Source organism: uncultured Kordia sp. (assembly GCF_947496985.1).
Lineage (GTDB): Bacteria > Bacteroidota > Bacteroidia > Flavobacteriales > Flavobacteriaceae > Kordia.
Genome location: NZ_CANMEZ010000008.1, coordinates 45,559 through 59,253, shown reverse-complemented (window position 1 = coordinate 59,253; position 13,695 = coordinate 45,559). Strand labels below are relative to the sequence as shown.

General features: G+C 29.9%; 13 protein-coding genes. 9 read left to right on the top strand and 4 right to left on the bottom strand.

Annotated elements, in window-relative coordinates:
* Nucleotides 1-15 precede the first annotated feature (15 nt).
* From Q0828_RS18225 to Q0828_RS18215, 3 genes are all read left to right on the top strand, one after another.
* The gene (locus Q0828_RS18225) at nucleotides 16-816 is read left to right on the top strand and encodes a TIGR00266 family protein (RefSeq protein ID WP_298424533.1); all 801 of its coding nucleotides are present in this window, start codon (nucleotides 16-18) and stop codon (nucleotides 814-816) included.
* 201 nt (nucleotides 817-1,017) lie between these two features.
* Entirely contained in the window at nucleotides 1,018-3,678 is a 2,661-nt protein-coding gene (locus Q0828_RS18220; RefSeq protein WP_298424530.1) for a T9SS type A sorting domain-containing protein, read from the top strand.
* A gap of 132 nt (nucleotides 3,679-3,810) precedes the next feature.
* Complete coding sequence (locus Q0828_RS18215; RefSeq protein WP_298424525.1) at nucleotides 3,811-4,008, top strand: hypothetical protein; 198 nt, start codon at nucleotides 3,811-3,813, stop codon at nucleotides 4,006-4,008.
* A 56-nt stretch (nucleotides 4,009-4,064) separates the two neighbouring features.
* On the opposite strand, the gene Q0828_RS18210 is transcribed toward Q0828_RS18215, so the two are convergent.
* Complete coding sequence (locus Q0828_RS18210) at nucleotides 4,065-5,003, bottom strand: LysR substrate-binding domain-containing protein (RefSeq protein ID WP_298424522.1); 939 nt, start codon at nucleotides 5,001-5,003, stop codon at nucleotides 4,065-4,067.
* Nucleotides 5,004-5,108: 105 nt separating this feature from the next.
* Between Q0828_RS18210 and Q0828_RS18205 the strand changes: the two genes are divergently transcribed.
* A complete protein-coding gene (locus Q0828_RS18205) occupies nucleotides 5,109-5,582 on the top strand; it encodes a Dps family protein (RefSeq protein WP_298424519.1) in 474 nt (157 codons plus the stop codon).
* 79 nt (nucleotides 5,583-5,661) lie between these two features.
* Here Q0828_RS18205 and Q0828_RS18200 read toward each other — a convergent pair whose 3' ends face one another.
* Nucleotides 5,662-6,090 (bottom strand): DUF2141 domain-containing protein, encoded by a 429-nt coding sequence (locus Q0828_RS18200; protein WP_298424517.1) that lies wholly within the window; start codon nucleotides 6,088-6,090, stop codon nucleotides 5,662-5,664.
* An 837-nt stretch (nucleotides 6,091-6,927) separates the two neighbouring features.
* On the opposite strand from Q0828_RS18200, the gene Q0828_RS18195 reads away from it, so the two are divergent.
* Nucleotides 6,928-8,307, top strand: coding sequence for a hypothetical protein (locus tag Q0828_RS18195; protein WP_298424514.1), 1,380 nt, complete (start codon nucleotides 6,928-6,930; stop codon nucleotides 8,305-8,307).
* Nucleotides 8,308-8,340: 33 nt separating this feature from the next.
* Nucleotides 8,341-9,123 (top strand): hypothetical protein, encoded by a 783-nt coding sequence (locus Q0828_RS18190; protein ID WP_298424511.1) that lies wholly within the window; start codon nucleotides 8,341-8,343, stop codon nucleotides 9,121-9,123.
* 20 nt (nucleotides 9,124-9,143) lie between these two features.
* On the opposite strand, the gene Q0828_RS18185 is transcribed toward Q0828_RS18190, so the two are convergent.
* Nucleotides 9,144-9,908 carry a DUF481 domain-containing protein gene (locus Q0828_RS18185; RefSeq protein WP_298424509.1) on the bottom strand — a complete coding sequence of 255 codons (765 nt, stop codon included), beginning with the start codon at nucleotides 9,906-9,908 and terminating at the stop codon, nucleotides 9,144-9,146.
* A gap of 538 nt (nucleotides 9,909-10,446) precedes the next feature.
* On the opposite strand from Q0828_RS18185, the gene Q0828_RS18180 reads away from it, so the two are divergent.
* The 3 genes from Q0828_RS18180 to Q0828_RS18170 all read left to right on the top strand — a co-directional run bounded on the left by Q0828_RS18180 (nucleotide 10,447) and on the right by Q0828_RS18170 (nucleotide 12,323).
* The gene (locus tag Q0828_RS18180) at nucleotides 10,447-10,932 is read left to right on the top strand and encodes a hypothetical protein (RefSeq protein ID WP_298424506.1); all 486 of its coding nucleotides are present in this window, start codon (nucleotides 10,447-10,449) and stop codon (nucleotides 10,930-10,932) included.
* Nucleotides 10,933-11,219: 287 nt separating this feature from the next.
* Complete coding sequence (locus tag Q0828_RS18175) at nucleotides 11,220-11,693, top strand: DUF1572 domain-containing protein (protein ID WP_298424503.1); 474 nt, start codon at nucleotides 11,220-11,222, stop codon at nucleotides 11,691-11,693.
* 39 nt (nucleotides 11,694-11,732) lie between these two features.
* Nucleotides 11,733-12,323, top strand: a complete 591-nt coding sequence (locus Q0828_RS18170; RefSeq protein ID WP_298424500.1) for a hypothetical protein — start codon at nucleotides 11,733-11,735, stop codon at nucleotides 12,321-12,323.
* Nucleotides 12,324-12,353: 30 nt separating this feature from the next.
* Here the strand turns inward: Q0828_RS18170 and Q0828_RS18165 are convergent, their stop codons facing one another.
* A complete protein-coding gene (locus tag Q0828_RS18165) occupies nucleotides 12,354-13,685 on the bottom strand; it encodes a DUF58 domain-containing protein (protein ID WP_298424979.1) in 1,332 nt (443 codons plus the stop codon).
* Nucleotides 13,686-13,695 lie beyond the last annotated feature (10 nt).

The window sequence follows — 13,695 nt, the reverse complement described above, 5'->3', positions numbered from 1 at the left end:
AAAAAACGAAATAAAATGACATCACACGAAATTGATTATGAAATCTACGGAGCAGAAATGCAATATGTAGAAATAGAACTCGATCCACAAGAAGCAGTTGTTGCCGAAGCAGGAAGCTTTATGATGATGGATGACGGAATTAGTATGAATACTATTTTTGGAGATGGATCAAATCAAGAAAAAGGAATACTAGGAAAACTATTCTCAGCAGGAAAACGAATCCTAACAGGAGAAAGCTTATTTATGACTTCGTTTTTAAATAATAGTAGCTTTGGCGTTCGAAAAGTAAGCTTTGCTTCTCCTTATCCAGGAAAAATTATTCCAATTGATTTAACAAATTATAGAGGGAAGTTCATTTGTCAAAAAGATGCTTTCCTTTGTGCAGCAAAAGGTGTAACTGTTGGAATTGAATTCTCAAAAAAACTAGGTCGTGGACTTTTCGGAGGTGAAGGTTTCATAATGCAAAAGCTAGAAGGAGACGGAATGGCATTTGTTAATGCTGGAGGAACCATGGCTCGAAAAGAATTGGCACCAGGAGAAACCATCCGTGTAGATACAGGTTGTATTGTAGGATTTACACAAGATGTAGATTATGATATAGAATTTATAGGCGGCATCAAAAATACCATATTTGGAGGTGAAGGTTTATTTTTTGCAACCTTAAAAGGTCCTGGAATCGTATACATACAATCGTTGCCATTTAGCCGTTTGGCAGGAAGAATTCTATCCTCTATTCCAAGAGGAGGAAACAGTAAAGGTGAAGGAAGTATTTTAGGAAGTATCGGAGATTTATTTGACGGAGATAATAACTTCTAGAAAGAATAAATCATAAAAAGTAAGCGTTGATTATCGAACTACGATTTGTAACTTGATAATCAACGCTTTTTTTATAGTAAGTTTGAAGAGAATATGTCCTAATTTATAAATTACGAGATTAATATGAGTTAGAAAATGTATTATTAAATTAAATTTGATAAAAACCCACAAACAAACTATTTTAATAATCAACCTACATTCATGAAAAAAAGTTACCTGCTATTTTCATTTCTATTCTGTATACAATGGAGTCAAGGACAAGTTGTAAATATTCCAGATACACATTTTAAAAATTATCTACTAAATACGATCGTCGTTGATACAAATGATGATTATTTTGCAGACAGTTCTATCGATATTAATAATGATGGAGAAATTCAAGAATCAGAAGCACTTTTGATATCAGGTATAAACTTGAATTATTTGCCTGTAGAATCCTTAGAAGGAATTCAATATTTTACAAACTTGGAAGCATTAAGTTGTCGTGAACATCGAATTTCTACACTAGACTTATCACAAAATATAAATTTGGTAAATGTAACTATATACGGTAATACTCCAAATTTAACGCATATTGATGTTTCTGGATGTGTAAATCTTGAAAGATTAAATTTGAATGCTAATTATTCTTTAGAGAATTTAGATGTAACACAAAATATAAACTTAAAAGAATTAGAATTTTCTAGCTGTGATATAACTGAAATAGATGTAACACAGAATCTAGATTTAGAATTTTTAGATTGTTCACGTACATATATTACAAGTTTGGATGTAAGCCAAAATCCTAACCTTACTGAGTTGAACTGTTCGTTCTTAAATCTACAAGAGTTAGATGTAACGCAGAATATAAACCTCATTGATCTTGACTTTTATAGCAACGCTATCAGTACAATAGATTTAACTCAAAATACAGAACTTAAAAAATTGAGAATAGGTAGTAATGATCTTAGTATTGTAGATTTATCTCAAAATGTAAATTTAGTAAACTTGGATTGTTCAGGAAGCTCATTTACTGATATAAATCTTAGTAACAATATAAATTTAACAAGTCTTACAATAAGTAATAGTCAATTGCCAACAATTGATATTAGTAATAATGTGAATTTAAAAGTTTTTACAAGTTATGATAGTGAATTCACAAGTTTGGATGTATCACAAAATGTCAATTTAGAACGTCTTACACTTTTCATGAACAACTTAACAAGTATAGATATTAGTAATAATGTGAAATTAATTGATTTGAATTGTTACGATAATATGTTGACTATGTTAGATGCAAGTAACAACCCATTACTTAAAAGAATACAATGTTCTAGCAATCAATTGGAATATATAAATGTAAAAAACGGAATAAATTCTAGCGTCTCTGAATTTAGATATTCTGGAAACCCAAATTTAGAATTTTTATGCGCAGATGAAGAAGAAATAACATTTATATCTACAAATCCTTTTTTACCAGACACTGCAGTAGTTAGTACATACTGTTCTTTTTCGCCCGGAGGTGACTTTATAACGTTGCAAGGAACTACAAAATTAGATTTAGATAGCAACGGTTGTGATCTAAATGACGCTATTTTTCCAAGTATGGAATATCATATTACACTAGATTCAGTAACAGAAACAATAATAGCTGACATTTCTGGAGATTATACTATTTATTTACCTGAGGAAGATACGTATACAATCACACCACAATTAGAAAACCCAAATTATTTTACAATATCACCAACCTCAATAACGATTGATACTGAAACAATTTCAAATCTTGCAATCCAAGATTTCTGTGTAATACCAAACGGAACACACAATGATGTTGAGGTCATTATAATTCCGCTAGAAGAAGCGCGTCCGGGTTTTGATACGACTTATCAAATTACTTATCAAAACAAAGGAAACACAACACTTTCTGGAGCTGTAGTATTGACATTTGATGATGAGTTGATGGATTTAGTTACTTCAAATCCAATATCAGATCTACAAACTGTTAATACATTTACGTGGAATTATGTAAACCTAGCTCCATTTGAATCAAGAAATGTAATCTTTACAATGAACATTCATACACCAACGGATGTTCCTGCGGTAAATGGAGGAGATGTTTTAAGTTTCGAAGTGATGGTAAATCCAACTGTAACTGATGAAACTCCGGATAACAATATAATGGCATTACAGCAAACAGTTGTCAACTCATTTGATCCAAATGATATTAGGTGTTTAGAAGGCGGAACGGTAACCACGGATTATATTGGGAAATATGTACATTATCTCATTCGTTTTGAAAATACAGGAACAGCTTCTGCTGTAAATGTGGTGGTTACTGACGAAATTGATCAGACAAAGTTTGATATTAACACGTTAATGCCAATTACATCAAGTCATGAAATGGTGATAAGCATAAAAGATCAAAACAAAGTAGAATTCATTTTTGAAAATATCAACTTGCCTTTTGATGATGCAACCAATGATGGTTATTTGGTATTTAAAGTAAAAACCTTAACTAGCTTAGAAGAAAACGATACATTTGACAATACTGCAAACATATACTTTGACTTCAACTTACCAATTACAACCAATACAGCTACGACCTTAATTGCAGATCCGTTAAGTGTTTCAGAGGAAAATCTGGAAACAGGAATTACACTTTATCCAAATCCTGCAAAAGAACAAGTACATATTACAAGTATTTCACCTATAGAAACTATTGAACTACATAGCTTAGATGGAAGACGTATTCATTCAAAAAATATACAAACAACCAGTTTTTCTAGCACGGTGGAGGTATCCTATTTACCGAAAGGAATATACCTCATGAATATTACTACAACAAAAGGTAAGGCAATTAGGAAAATCGTAAAGCAGTAAATTCGCTATATTGTTAAAGTTTTGTTTAGAAAGTATAAACAATGTTTTTTTTTATTACTTTTATGTAAATAAAAATAGCAGCCTATACAACAAAAATACGCTTTAAAATTTTAACCTAAACCCTCGTTAAATATGGCAAGAGCGATGTTTGATTACACTAAAACTATACTCAAAAAAGTAAGTTTTGAACCCTCATTATTCTGTAGAGAATTAGAAAAAGCTTTACAAAGATTGTTACCACATGAGGTAGAAGAGTTAAAAATCTGGATAAAATCTCTAGTAACAAAAAATCCAGAACTAGATCAATGTTTAATCTATTTAACACCATAAAAAAAAGCCACGTACGCGTGGCTTTTTTAGTAAAATACTATTTCTGAAAATCTATGTTATTTATGTACTGGACTTATAATTTCTACATTGTGAAATGCAATAGCTCCACGTACTACGCCCATAATTACACTTTTTAGTGCTTCAATAATTTGCATTTTCAATTCACTCTTGTGAAATATTAGACTTACTTCACGCGCAGGTCGTGGATCTACAAAATGACGTAAATATTTCTTTTCACTTTCTTTAATATCAAGAGTATGCAAATAGGGAAGTAGTGTCATTCCTAAATTTTCATTGGATAATTTTATAAGTGTTTCAAAACTTCCGCTTTCTAATTGAAAATGATCTTCTTCAATACTACGAGGAGTTTTACATAAATTAATGACACCATCTCTAAAGCAATGCCCATCTTCCAATAAAAGAATATCATCAATATCTAAATCTTGTGTTTCAATTTCTTTTTTATCAAACAAACGATGATTTTCTGTCGTATATCCAACAAACGGTTCATAATATAAGACACGTTCTTTAATATTATCTTGTCCTAATGGAGTTGCGGCAATGGCAGCGTCTAAATGCCCTTCATTTAACTTCTGTATGATAGATTCGGTAGAAAGTTCTTCTATTTTTAAATTTACTTTTGGAAATTTTTTAATAAATGTTTTCAAAAACATCGGTAATAAAGTTGGCATAATTGTCGGAATAATTCCTAACTTAAATTCACCACCAATAAACCCTTTTTGCTGATCTACAATGTCTTGCATTCTGCCAGATTCATTCACTACATTACGCGCTTGATCAACAATTTTTTTACCAATTTCCGTAAGCTGAATCGGTTTTTTACTTCTATCAAAAATTTGAATTTCTAACTCATCTTCAAGCTTTTGAATTTGCATGCTTAATGTTGGCTGTGTCACAAATGATTTTTGTGCAGCAAGTGTAAAATTTTGATGTTCAGCAACTGCTAAAACATATTGCAATTGTGTAATGGTCATAGAGTATAAATTTAAGTGATAAAAATATAAAAACTATCGATAAAATTTATAACAAATAAGGTTAAATCTTTAATAATTTTGTTTTAACAAAAAATAACAAAGGATATGACACTAAATATATTAGGACTTGACGTCCAAAAAACAGAAGAATTGGTACAAGATTTAAACGTATTATTGGCTAATTTTCAAGTATACTATCAAAACTTGCGCGGTATTCATTGGAATATCAAAGGTAAAGGTTTCTTTGAATTACACACAAAGTTTGAAGAATTATATAACGATTCACAATTGAAGGTTGATGAAATTGCAGAACGTGTATTAACACTAGGAGGAGAGCCATTTCATACATTTCAAGATTATGTTGACAATGCACAAGTTCCGGTAGGAAAACATGTTTCAAAAGATGAAAAAGCTGTTGAATTAATTGTTTCTTCTATTTCAGAATTGTTAAAATTGGAGAGAAACTTGCTAGACAAAGCTGGAGAAGCAAATGATGAAGGTACAAATGCTATGATGAGTGATTTTATAGCAGAACAAGAAAAAACCATTTGGATGATGAATGCATGGTTGAATAAATAATAATTTAGATTGATAAGGTTAAAAAAGAAAAGCGACACATTAGTGTCGCTTTTTTAATGAAAATATGATTTAAATAGTTTTATAAGGTAATCTTCATTGCAATATCTTTATCAGCAACTGTAAACTTAGATGGTCCAAATTCTGGTGGCCCGTAACTCATTGGGTTATTTGACATTCCATAGTCTTCTTTTGGCATTCCAGTTTCTTCAAAATCCATACGTCCGTTGTCATTTTCGTCATGTACACAAGTAATTGCATATTCTCCTTTTGGGACATTTGTAAAAGTAACTTTAACTTTATTTCCTTCAATAGTACTTGCAGTAGTTTGTTCAGGCTTCGCCTTCATAAATGTTTTTTCTGAATACAAAGCAAATAATACTTTTCCTTTATTCGTTCGTACTTTATCAATAGTTACGGTAATAGTAATTCCTTCTTCTTTAGAAGTATCTGTTTGTGCTGTTGCAAATAAACTTGAGAATAAAACGGCGATTAAAAGTAATTTTTTCATGATGATTGATTTTTTATTTGTTAGTGTTTGATGATTCAAAAGTCTATATAAAATTAACATTGGTATAAAAAAAGCTACTAAACCGTAGAATTTGATAGCTGAATTGTAAAAAAATGAATTTTCAGGAACCTTTTCAAAATGCAAAACGTCTCTATAGATGTAAAGTGTATTTGTTTAGTAAAATTGAGCTTACTATCTGTTCACATTGTGTCTCAATTCATAACAACATAAAATTAGCGTTTAACTTTACAGCATAAGATTATTTAAGTTAGGTTTTCATATACTACAAAACTTCAAATTACCATGACATTATAAATAGTAGTATATGAAATGAAGAAAGCGAGTTTCCACTCGCTTTTTTTATAAACACCTATGGGAATTTTGAGTAGTAGGTTGTTTTATTGTAAAACAAGCATAAATTCTTAATCAAGAAAAAAGAATCTAAAAAGGTTATAACTGATTAGAAGATCAGTTTCTAATCTTGAAAAGTTAATAGAAAGTCTAAAAAGATACATTATTGTCTATAGCATCATCCAAACCTGATCTACCAGGAAAGGAAATCGTGTACAGAATGTGTTCTACTACCATTTTACCACTTGGTGTTCAACAACATTCTGCTACTAACAACTGAAAAGCGAGTTTAGGCTCGCTTTTTTCAATCTATATAATCTTTTAATAACTTCAAATGCTTCTGATTATATTACATATACGAACTAATGAACTGCAATGTGTTAATTTACAATTTCTATTATAAGAATGATTTAATTAATACAGTAAATCAATTCCTTTTTTTATATTTTTAGGATTAATTCCTTCATTGTAATTTTTAAAAAGTGTATGATAAAAAACATAAAGATAAAAGCATCGGCAATAAAACGTTTTTTATGGTTTTATAGTATTACAGTTTTTGCTGTATTGGTGCTTATACTTTTATTAATTCTATATAGAAACGATTATGATATCGCTGATACAATTACATTTTTCAAAGACATTGTAGCTAATATACTAACGAGTCCTATATTATATATCATTGCTATTATTCCTTATTTACTTTTCTTATTGATAAAAAGCTTGATAAAAAACTACAAACAATATAAAATAATAGGCTTGTTAAAAGGGTTATTCTTTAAAATAGTAGTTCCTATTGCAATTTTATTCATAGGAAATAAAGCATTGCAAAGCTATCGTTTATCAGAAGTTGTAAACTATACTTGGGATGCGAATATAGAAAACAACCTTGCCGAAGTAAATGATTACTATACTATAGATAATAAACAACGAGGCATTCACGTATTCCATATGAATGGAAATTTAGAAGACATCGAATTACTTAAAACGAATAATTTTGAATGGATTACCATTACGCCATTTATAGGACAAAGTCACTATAACAAACCAACATTGCGGTTAATTTCTAATGAAAGCTATACTAGAAGATTAGCGTATTACAAAAAGATACAACAAGAGTGCGATAAGTTTGGGATAAAAATAATGCTAAAACCGCATATTTGGTTATCCGAAATGGAAGATGGAAAATGGCGATCTGATATTGAAATGGAAACTGAAAAAGAGTGGAATGTTTGGTTTGAAAATTATAGTCAAGTCATTTTAAAATATGCTGAACTAGCGCAAGAATTAAAGTTAGAACAATTTTGTATTGGGACAGAATTAGAGACAACGGTATATATAAAACCTAAAAAATGGAACGTTTTAATACAACAGATTAAAACAATATATACAGGAAAACTAACCTACGCAGCCAATTGGTATCATGAATATGAAAAAGTACCTTTTTGGGATCAATTAGATTATATAGGTATTCAGGCATACTTTCCATTAAGTGCATCGGGCAATCCAACGCTAGAGGAGTTAGAAAGCAATTGGAAAAAACATATAGAAGCCATTGCATTGGTTCATAAAAAGTTTAACAAACCTGTACTTTTTACAGAATTGGGTTATAAATCTATAGAAGGCACTTCTGAAAAACCATGGGAATGGAATAGTGCCAAAGGTTTATATTCAAAAATATCTCAAAAAGAACAGTTATTATGTTATCAGTCTTTTTTTAATACTATATGGAAAGAGCCTTGGTTTCATGGTATTCACATTTGGGAATGGCAAGGGCATGGCGCATCTGATGGTGCGAATACGAACTTCACTATAGAAGGTAAACCCGCATTAAATCTTATCGCAAAATACTTTAAAATAGAAAAGTAAAAGAAGGATATATGGGAGAAAAATGAATTAGATATGAATACTATTTTAAAAATTGAAATTGGTTTATTAATAGTTATTGCATTGACTTTTCTGAATAGTTGTAATGCTAACCATAAAGTCAATCATCCTGATAAGTTGTATTTGATCTCATTAGGAAAACAAAATGACACTCTAATTATAGCTGATACTCAAGAAATCTCTAAAATTATGTCGTTCCTTAATCAAGGAGAGCGTTCTACATCAAAATTTCGATTTAAGTATAGGATTGAGTACAAATTAGATACGTTATATAATAAAATTGGAGTTAATGGTAATAGGTTTAAATTCAATAGGAAAACTTATATATCTAATGAAAATTTTGAAGAACACCTTGATCAAATAGTACAAAAAAAGGAAACAGAAAAAGAAATATATAGGGACATCACAGAATTGGACGCCTACATAGGATTTAAATTACAAAGCGGACAAGTACTATCAAACTCTGATAAAGCATTGACGTATATACAAAAAGATAGTATCAATGTGTTGATTTTAGAACAGATTATAAGAACTGACGCATCGAAAGCCAACTTTTCAATTTTAGATACTGTTGTTTTTATAAATAAAGATGCAGCAACTGAAATTGCGTTAACTTCTTGTAAACTCACTGAAAACCATAAAAACGAACTTATTTTTAGCTTTATAAAGAATGAAAATACGGACAGTTATGCTACGATATTGAAAAGTTGGATCATTAGCGTAAGTAAAAATGTTTTTCAGAAAATTGAATCAAAAAAAGTAACATGCTATAATGAACATTATGGCTATGATGGTTAAAAGAACTGTTTGTTTCGAAATCAATAACTCTTCAAGGTTAAGCCAAAAGTCAAGAACTGATCTTCTTGTTTTTGATCTGCAACAACAATACTTTCAAAGGTGTGTAAATAGTTTATTTTAAAGTTTAAAAACTTCCAAATCGGAAACTCTAAACCTAAATCTGCACGCCAGCGAAAATTGTCACTGTCTTCCAAAGAAGGTTGAAAATAACTTTCATGACTTAGAATGATTTTATCTTTAAATACATGATACTTTCCATTTAGCCAAACAGTTCCACGTATGGTATTGATAACGGATTCACCATTATATGCAACTCCAGAACTATTAAAGCTAGTTTCATCAAAAGTAGTATGTTCGTATTCGCTGGTCAGCGAAACTTTAAGCCAATGTTTTTTTTGAGTTAGAATTTGATACGTAACTCCAGCACCAATCAAATAACGTAAATCAATTTTTCTACGGAAGTTTGTACTTACAAAAGCTAATGCTAAAGGATAAAATCGACGTTTAGGATTTAAATATAAAAAGTTAAGACTTAATGCATCTTCATCGGCTTTTTCCTGTCCAAACTCTTGATAAATATAAGAGTTTTGTGTCTTAAAAACCCATTTCTTAAATGGTTTGAAACTCAAATTTGATTTTGCTCTAAAAATCAAAGTTTCTACATTTCCTCCTTGCCAAAATCCAGTTAATGAAAGATCTGCTTTTATTGAAAGTGTATCACTTTCATTAATCTGTGCAGCTAGTAAAAAGGGGAAAATCAAAAAACAATACACTATCTTTTTCATGCGAATATTGTTAATTATACATTCTTAGAAACGCGAAATATAATTATTAATATTTCAAGAACAATAGCACTTTTAAAGATTTTTAATATCAAACGTTTTCGTTGTCAAGATAATAGTACATCTAGTAAAAGGTCCTATGTTTTTCCTAGAATAACAAACTTTATAATACAGCTTAGAACGTGTTTTTTCTTCCTAAAAATGTGTGGACTTAGCTAGGATATAAAATAAGAATAGTGATGTATTTTATGCGTATTACGGAAAACCACACTTTTAAAAGTAATCTTTCATTTACTTTTGGGCGTGCAATATTTAGAAATCATTCAGATCAATATGATACTTTTAAAATTTTATTATGTTGAAACACATGTTGATAAAAAGGTAAAAAATCTTACAAACAGGCTTGTTTTTTCATTAAATTATTATAGATTTGATGTAACGAAAATATTGTATGGAAATTCTATATAGAAAAAAATAGAATTAATAAACACTTAAAAACTAATCATATATGTCTTTAGAGACATTAAAAAACCAAAAAAAGATGAAACCTTTTCTTTACATTTTTCTTATTATTTTCGTAGTCTCTTGTAGTAATTCAGATGACGTAGATCAAATGGAAGATACAATAGCCAAAGATTTTACAGTTGAAAAATTTACAGGAAATAAGATTGCTTATAAGTATAATGATAATGTTTCTTTGGGAGTTCCCAAAACTAAATTAATCACTTCCTTTAATAATTTTTCTCGTGAATTAGGATTAGATAAAAAAGCACTTTCTGTAGAAATTTTAGAAGTAGAAAAAGAGTATTATATCAGATTTTATAATGAAGATAAATCTGTTTCAACAGTAGCTTTATTGCCTGTTGAAAACTCGAAAAATGATCAACATATTTTTAGCATTGGTAAAACAACATGTCATTCAACTGCTTGTTCTAATTGTTGTGGTTGTCTCCCGAAAGGTGATTATTGTACAAAATGTGAAGTTGATTATAAAGACTGTGAACGAACAACAACTAGCGGCGAATAATATAATTTATCTTCAATTTTTAGGATTAGCTTTCAAAGCTAATCCGTATTTTTATTTTCTTCATTTTTAGTAAATCCAAACGATTAAAGGCTATTTTTTTGTAAGTAGTTACAGGAAAGTAAAATTGCGTATGTGTAATCTTTAGGTTATTTTTATAGAGAATAACAGGAGTTTTTATGTAAAATTAGTTCCTGTTATTTATCAAATTTTGTGTAATAATAGAAATTTCTATTATCTGTATTTTATAAGGAGTTTGAGAAAACCAGCAATAAAGTAGTTAAATTAAAATGAAATTAAGCGAATACTTAGCAAACCGACTGAAGGAGATTTTTATAGAAGGAAAATGGGTTTTAGGTACAAATTTTAAAGAACAAATTATAGACCTTGATTGGCATCAAGCAACTCAAAAAATAGATCATTTCAATACGATTGCAGATTTAACTTTTCACATTGATTATTATATAGCTGGAGTAGCAAAAGTTCTTGAGGGTGGCACGCTTGATATACGAGATAAATTTAGTTTTGATTCACCACCAATTGAATCCGAACAAGATTGGAAAAACCTGATACATAAATTTTGCGCTGACTCAGAAAACTTTATAAGACTTGTTGAAAATATGTCAGATGAAAACATACTAGCAGACTTTGTTGACAAACAATATGGAACTTATTATAGAAATATTGACGCTATGATAGAGCACACTTATTATCATCTTGGACAAATAATTCTTATTAAAAAACGAATTGAAAACAGAATATAGTTTACTATAGTAGCTCAAATTATTAAGATTCATTAAGAAATGAAACAAGTATTTTTAATCATAGTTATACTTTTTTTTTCTTGTTCAGAGCTTAGAGCTTGTAGCTGCTCTAGTGCTTGGAATGATTCGTATAGTAAAACAGCGGAAGCTTCCGAATTTGTAGCGTTGGTCAAAGTAATTTCATTTGACTCGTATCTTGAAAAGAGATTTTCAAATGATGAAAAGATGATACCTTATTCAATGACTGTTGAAATCATTAAGAAGTACAAAGGTGAAGAAAATAGAGATCGCATTACAATTTATGGAGATAACGGAATGTTATGTCGCCCATATTTAACCGATTTTAAAATCAACGGATACTATTTGGTTTCACCCAATCCGTTAAATCAATCAACAAATATTGAATATGAATTTTTTTCCTGCTGGACTGATTATCTAGAAGTAGATATTAAGTCAAACAAGGCTTATGGGAAGTATTCTATGATTCGTTATCAAATTGATCTTGATACATTTGAGAGCAAATTAAAAAATGGTGATTGGGATATAGAAATAGTTGGCTCTATTGTAATTCTTTTAATTTTAACTCTGATAATTGTAAGAAAGATTAAAAAACGAAACGCTAGTACATAGCTTTCAAATTAACTAAAACCTATTAGTGAGTTACACCAATCCTCTTGCCTTCATCTCCAAATACTTATTGATAGCGTCAATAGTTAGGTTTTCGGGTGATGTTAAGATGGAGTGAATTCCGTATTTTTTGAGTTCGCTAACAATCAAACGTTTTTCAAAAGAGAACTTTTCTGCAATGACCTTATCATATGCTTCTTGTATCGTAGTTGCATCTCCATGAATGAGTTCGTCTAACTCTGTGTTTTTAAAGAAAACTACCACTAACAAATGACTTTTGGCAATTCCTTTTAAATAGGGAAGTTGCCTGTGCAACGCATCTAAGGTTTCGAAATTAGTATATAATAAAATTAAACTACGGTGTTTTATATTTCGTTTTATATCTGCATACAAACGTCCATAATCCGATTCAAAGAAATCTGTATCTACATTGTATAAAGATTCTAAAATCATACTCATTTGCGCACTTCGTTTTTCAGCAACAACAATGTTTTCTACCTTTTTAGAAAACGTAAACATGCCTGCTTTGTCTTGCTTTTTCAGAATGACATTACTCAATACTAAAGTTGCATTGATAGCATAATCTAACAAACTTAATCCATCAAAAGGCATTTTCATTACACGACCTTTGTCGATTACAGAATAGACAGGTTGTGATTTTTCATCCTGAAACTGGTTTACCATCAATTGATTACGTTTTGCAGTTGCTTTCCAGTTTATGGTACGTAAATCATCACCAGTAACATAATCTTTTATTTGTTCAAACTCCATGGTATGTCCAATACGACGAATTTTTTTAATTCCGTACATCGTCAAGTTGTTACTGATTGCCAATAAATCGTACTTTTTTAATTGTAAAAAAGCTGGATAGGTTGGCACCATTACTTTATTGTCAAAATAAAAACGTCTGGAAACCAATCCCAAAATCGATTTGATATATACATTTAGTTTTCCAAAAGTATACGCACCACGTTCTGTTGGACGTAGTTTGTATTTGAGTTCTATCGCGCTTGACGCAGGAATTTTTTTAAGAATAGAGAAATCACGTACTTGAAATTGCTCAGGAATTTCGTCAATTATTTTCACGTCTATAGGAAACGTATAATAATTTTCTAAATGAATATGGATTGCATTATCATCGCCATTGGAAAACTTTTCAGGTGTTTCTCTTTTTCCAGAAATCCCAGTTCGAGTAGCGTATAATATTACAATATCCAAAAACAGAAACGTTAGTAAAATCAGCAGTAATAGCTTTGTAATAAAGAAAAAGTTTGGAAAAATAAAGCTCATTACAAAACATACAATAATACCCAAGATGGCGTAAAAGAAACGATCTTGGAGATATAATGATTTGAAAAAATGTATGATTTGCTGT

What these genes read in the sequence shown, in the direction of transcription:
- Q0828_RS18225 (WP_298424533.1), top strand. Translation starts at nt 16, where the DNA reads ATGACATCACACGAAATTGATTATGAAATCTACGGAGCAGAAATGCAA.
- Q0828_RS18220 (WP_298424530.1), top strand. Translation starts at nt 1,018, where the DNA reads ATGAAAAAAAGTTACCTGCTATTTTCATTTCTATTCTGTATACAATGG.
- Q0828_RS18215 (WP_298424525.1), top strand. Translation starts at nt 3,811, where the DNA reads ATGGCAAGAGCGATGTTTGATTACACTAAAACTATACTCAAAAAAGTA.
- Q0828_RS18210 (WP_298424522.1), bottom strand. Translation starts at nt 5,003, where the DNA reads ATGACCATTACACAATTGCAATATGTTTTAGCAGTTGCTGAACATCAA.
- Q0828_RS18205 (WP_298424519.1), top strand. Translation starts at nt 5,109, where the DNA reads ATGACACTAAATATATTAGGACTTGACGTCCAAAAAACAGAAGAATTG.
- Q0828_RS18200 (WP_298424517.1), bottom strand. Translation starts at nt 6,090, where the DNA reads ATGAAAAAATTACTTTTAATCGCCGTTTTATTCTCAAGTTTATTTGCA.
- Q0828_RS18195 (WP_298424514.1), top strand. Translation starts at nt 6,928, where the DNA reads ATGATAAAAAACATAAAGATAAAAGCATCGGCAATAAAACGTTTTTTA.
- Q0828_RS18190 (WP_298424511.1), top strand. Translation starts at nt 8,341, where the DNA reads ATGAATACTATTTTAAAAATTGAAATTGGTTTATTAATAGTTATTGCA.
- Q0828_RS18185 (WP_298424509.1), bottom strand. Translation starts at nt 9,908, where the DNA reads ATGAAAAAGATAGTGTATTGTTTTTTGATTTTCCCCTTTTTACTAGCT.
- Q0828_RS18180 (WP_298424506.1), top strand. Translation starts at nt 10,447, where the DNA reads ATGAAACCTTTTCTTTACATTTTTCTTATTATTTTCGTAGTCTCTTGT.
- Q0828_RS18175 (WP_298424503.1), top strand. Translation starts at nt 11,220, where the DNA reads ATGAAATTAAGCGAATACTTAGCAAACCGACTGAAGGAGATTTTTATA.
- Q0828_RS18170 (WP_298424500.1), top strand. Translation starts at nt 11,733, where the DNA reads ATGAAACAAGTATTTTTAATCATAGTTATACTTTTTTTTTCTTGTTCA.